Annotated in this window: 7 protein-coding genes; 3 read left to right on the forward strand and 4 right to left on the reverse strand. The window is 58.3% G+C overall.

Features of this window, described 5'->3' with window-relative positions:
- Positions 1-108: 108 nt before the first annotated feature.
- On the forward strand, positions 109-306 hold the full coding sequence (locus tag EOA22_RS28030; protein ID WP_244514468.1) for a tyrosine-type recombinase/integrase: 198 nt from the start codon (positions 109-111) through the stop codon (positions 304-306).
- 963 nt (positions 307-1,269) lie between these two features.
- On the opposite strand, the gene EOA22_RS28040 is transcribed toward EOA22_RS28030, so the two are convergent.
- Together EOA22_RS28040 and EOA22_RS28045 are read right to left on the reverse strand one after the other, a co-directional pair.
- Complete coding sequence (locus EOA22_RS28040; protein WP_063170873.1) at positions 1,270-1,533, reverse strand: hypothetical protein; 264 nt, start codon at positions 1,531-1,533, stop codon at positions 1,270-1,272.
- Between the two features lie 123 nt (positions 1,534-1,656).
- Complete coding sequence (locus EOA22_RS28045; RefSeq protein WP_063170631.1) at positions 1,657-1,848, reverse strand: hypothetical protein; 192 nt, start codon at positions 1,846-1,848, stop codon at positions 1,657-1,659.
- Positions 1,849-2,336: 488 nt separating this feature from the next.
- Between EOA22_RS28045 and EOA22_RS28050 the strand changes: the two genes are divergently transcribed.
- Together EOA22_RS28050 and EOA22_RS39115 are read left to right on the forward strand one after the other, a co-directional pair.
- A complete protein-coding gene (locus EOA22_RS28050) occupies positions 2,337-2,561 on the forward strand; it encodes a hypothetical protein (protein ID WP_027162007.1) in 225 nt (74 codons plus the stop codon).
- Between the two features lie 168 nt (positions 2,562-2,729).
- Positions 2,730-2,948, forward strand: coding sequence for a glycosyl hydrolase 108 family protein (locus tag EOA22_RS39115; RefSeq protein WP_244507020.1), 219 nt, complete (start codon positions 2,730-2,732; stop codon positions 2,946-2,948).
- Here EOA22_RS39115 and EOA22_RS39120 read toward each other — a convergent pair.
- On the reverse strand, positions 2,916-3,077 hold the full coding sequence (locus tag EOA22_RS39120) for a hypothetical protein (RefSeq protein ID WP_245478703.1): 162 nt from the start codon (positions 3,075-3,077) through the stop codon (positions 2,916-2,918). The two genes, EOA22_RS39115 and EOA22_RS39120, sit on opposite strands and share 33 nt — an antisense overlap.
- A 20-nt stretch (positions 3,078-3,097) precedes the next feature.
- Positions 3,098-3,373, reverse strand: a complete 276-nt coding sequence (locus EOA22_RS39730) for a cyclic nucleotide-binding domain-containing protein (RefSeq protein WP_338039908.1) — start codon at positions 3,371-3,373, stop codon at positions 3,098-3,100.
- Between the last annotated feature and the right edge of the window lie 112 nt (positions 3,374-3,485).

Consider the following 3,485-nt stretch of genomic DNA (forward strand, 5'->3'; position numbering starts at 1 on the left):
CGATAAGGCAGTGAACCACTGCTTACCCAAGACAGCGGCGTCGTTTGGGCCAAGGCTATTTACCATCGGCCCTGGAAAGCGCTTGTGAAACAGGCCGGCCTGTCGGATGTGACGCTACATGAGCTGCGGCATACCTACGCCAGCACGATGGTTCGAAATGGCGCTCCGTTGATCATCGTGGCACAGGCCCTTGGTCGCAGCGACACCCGAACGGTGGAGAAGCACTATGCTCACCTCGCCCCGTCCTATAGCGGACATCATTCGCCGACTAGCACCCGACATTTAGAGGACAATCCAAATGGCTGAGGTCGTAATTGCCTGCTCACTTGCCGTGATCGCGTGCTTCTGCGCGTTGTGCATAATCGCGTTTTTCATGCTGGCGAAGTCCGCTACCCATCCTTCTTACCTTGAACAGGAAAGATGACGCCGCTCGGCGCTTGGCCGAGCCATTAGGTCCAACCGTGCGAGAAGCTGTGGCCACGGCGATGGCAAAGATCGACCTACGCCATTGCCGTGAGGCGCTTGCCCGCGCGCTCGTGCACGAAGGTGGCCATGTGAATAATAGGACCGGACCGCCCCACCTTCCGTGGCGTTACAGCTATTCAGAGCGATCGACAGTTCCACGCATTTGCGACGCCGCTTGGGCTTCGAAAAAGCTGACCGGCTTATCCGACGTCGCCCAGACGCAAATTCCGTAGGCAATCCCGAAGGAGATCAACAGGGCGGGCAAGATGGGTAAGCGGTGCATGGATCGGCTGGGCCTCTTTGTTGCAGACCCGCCCACAACCTCCTGCAACCCGATCGGTTCGAGATAAAATATTTACCGTCTTGGCATGGTTTACGGATGGTTTCGCAGGCCATCGCGGATGCTTGCCACTGTGTCTGCTGGCGAAGACAAAAAAAAGCCCGCTGCCGGGAGGAGGTGGCAGCGGGCTCGATTTTCGAATGTGGCGCGGGAGGAGGTGCGCCTCATTCAGCGCCGGCATCGCATCTGGGAGGAGTAGATGGCCGACAATCAAAATCTACCCGCTGCCCAGCGATTTCTGCAATCGTGGATCGTGCATAGCTGCTGTGCAGATTTGCTTGTGCCGACACACGTGTAGCATCAGGCCTCCGAATTGGGCAATTTTGTAAGCTCAGCAATCGAGGGAAGGCCGGTCCCGATCCTTGGAGGCGACACCAAGGCCATTCGCGACGCAGAGGAAGAGGACGTGTTCGACAAGATCGCCGCCCGGCCCCGGCAAAAGTTTGCCAGCGGGTCGGAACCTACTACTGCTGCTCCGGCATTTCAGTATTTTCCTGAGGGTCTTTTTTCACGCCCGGGCTGGGTGACGTATCCACTGGCGCATTACCGCCGTGGTTTTGCACAGGAGCACGCTTGAACGGTGCCGTCTGCCAAGAGCCGTTCGATAAAGGCGTGAGTACAAAGAATGCCATTAGGCCTAGGAAAATGACGGCAATAACCGCCACGCCCCAGGCCATGAGTCTTCGCGTGCCGCGTTGTTCTTCCCTGCGAGATAGATTGTCCACCATTGCTCCGGCCTCTCGTGAAGTGGCGCCTGTTGCGAAAGCATCTCCCTCCTCGAACTTCGCTATTGCATCAAAGTTCCGGCCCCGGTGCAGCATCCGCGAAAGAGCATTTTTAAGCTTAGCGCTCTAACGGCGTCGCCGGCGCATTGGGGGAATAGGCTTCGGGTTTAGCCTTAGCCACTGACCGGCGGCGAAGTTCCTCGCGAATTCCTCGGTCTCGAAAAGATGCTGGGTGATTTCGCCATTCTCGACGAGTTCTACCGCCCACTGGCCGTCGATGTGTTCGATACGAACACCAGCCCTTTGGTCATCGTCCACGGCCCGCACTCCCACACACGACGAAGGCACCAACAAATCATAGCGCCCAAAGCGCTTCAACGTTCGAAATGTACAAAGCGAAGGAGAAGTCCTGTGACCGGCGTGGTGCGCACACTTCTGGAACGCTGGCAACCGAAGGGTCGATCACGAAGACGGTCATAGGCGAAAATGCGACTGACGCGGCATCCCTGGATTGCTCGGTCGCGCTCGGTAGGCTCGGCCTGGAGGTCACTGTTACCGGCGTTGCAGCAAATCCTACGCGTGGAATGCCGTCGTGCGGATTCTAGAGGTTTAGTTGTATCCGAGCAGGTGACGCAATCCGACAATCGGTAGATAGACGGTCCAAATCATGCCGATGGCGGAGGCAACACCAAGGCCAATCGCGGGAGCCCACGCTCTCCATTGCATCTGGAGCCGCGCTGCCAATTCAGTCAAACTGTCTTCCATGGACGAATTCTTCCCAAGTTGATCGAGGGGCGAAAATGCCAATGAACCCCAAGACTGCCGCGCTTGCAATCGCTGCTAGTATTTGCATCGCTGGTTTCGCCTACTCCAGCGGTCACAAGGCCGGTCGTGTTTCTCAACTAAAAGACGCCGTCACGGCCTACAACCGTCGCATCGGGATTGACGACAAGGCCAACAGCCTCGGCCGCGTCGATCTCTGCCTGGAGCTTGGTGGCCTACTTGATGAGTGCCAGCGGCTAGACCGCTGATTTGCTTAACCGGCTGATTTCAGCCGTCCACCTCCATTGCCAATTCAACAACTGCCCATCAGGGCGGAAAGGTACTAGCCATGGACCGCAACTTTGCGCGGGCGCTTGCGCTCGTTCTGAAATCTGAAGGCCTCTGGTCGGGACAATCCGGCGGATGGCGGCGCCACCATGAAAGGCGTCACGCTCACCAACTTCCGCCGCTTTGTGAAAGCCGATGCTACCAATTCCGACCTGCGTCAGATCACTGACGCCCAAGTAGCGATGGTCTGTCGCCGGTTCTACTGGGATTCGACGGCCGGTGCCAAATGTCGGCGATGTGGTCCTCGATGCGTTCGACCGCGCGCAGCCGGTAGATCAGCCTGCATAGGATGTGCGCCATGCGGGTGAAGGCCTCGCGGCGCTCGACATTGGTGGCCCATCCCCGTAGATCGCCGCGTCGATCAGCGTCGAGCGCCAGAACGCGGCGGCAAAGCTAGGGTGCTGTTCACAGATGGCGCGCAGTGTGTCGTGGCGCATGAAGCCGACACGCGATGGCGTCAGGGTCGGAAGGTGCAGTCCATCACCGAAAGATGTAGTCCGTGCAGATTCGGAATGTCGCCGGTCACGAAGAATGATGTGATCTGCCGCTTACCCTCGCCGGTGTGTTTGGTAGAGCCGACCAAGCCGTCGATAAGGACAAACGAATGCGAGGGCCGATCGCCATCACGGACAAGGTCATGATTGGCCTGGAATTCCTTCTCCTGGATCGGGATGCCTCTCAGGACCGGCCTCGGATGGAATCTTCCATGTCTCTGCCTGGCACGTGCCGGCAATCCTTATGCCGAGCCGCGTTCCGGCAGCTCGGTCTCTTCCGCCACCTCTTTTTGCACGTCTCGGCGCGAGCGTTCCGCCTCGTCGGAACTATATTCGTCATCTGTCTGCTCG

Source organism: Mesorhizobium sp. M7A.F.Ca.US.014.04.1.1 (assembly GCF_003998745.1).
Lineage (GTDB): Bacteria > Pseudomonadota > Alphaproteobacteria > Rhizobiales > Rhizobiaceae > Mesorhizobium > Mesorhizobium ciceri.

What these genes read in the sequence shown, in the direction of transcription:
- EOA22_RS28050 (WP_027162007.1), top strand. Translation starts at nt 2,337, where the DNA reads ATGAACCCCAAGACTGCCGCGCTTGCAATCGCTGCTAGTATTTGCATC.
- EOA22_RS28040 (WP_063170873.1), bottom strand. Translation starts at nt 1,533, where the DNA reads ATGGTGGACAATCTATCTCGCAGGGAAGAACAACGCGGCACGCGAAGA.
- EOA22_RS39120 (WP_245478703.1), bottom strand. Translation starts at nt 3,077, where the DNA reads ATGCGCCACGACACACTGCGCGCCATCTGTGAACAGCACCCTAGCTTT.
- EOA22_RS39115 (WP_244507020.1), top strand. Translation starts at nt 2,730, where the DNA reads ATGAAAGGCGTCACGCTCACCAACTTCCGCCGCTTTGTGAAAGCCGAT.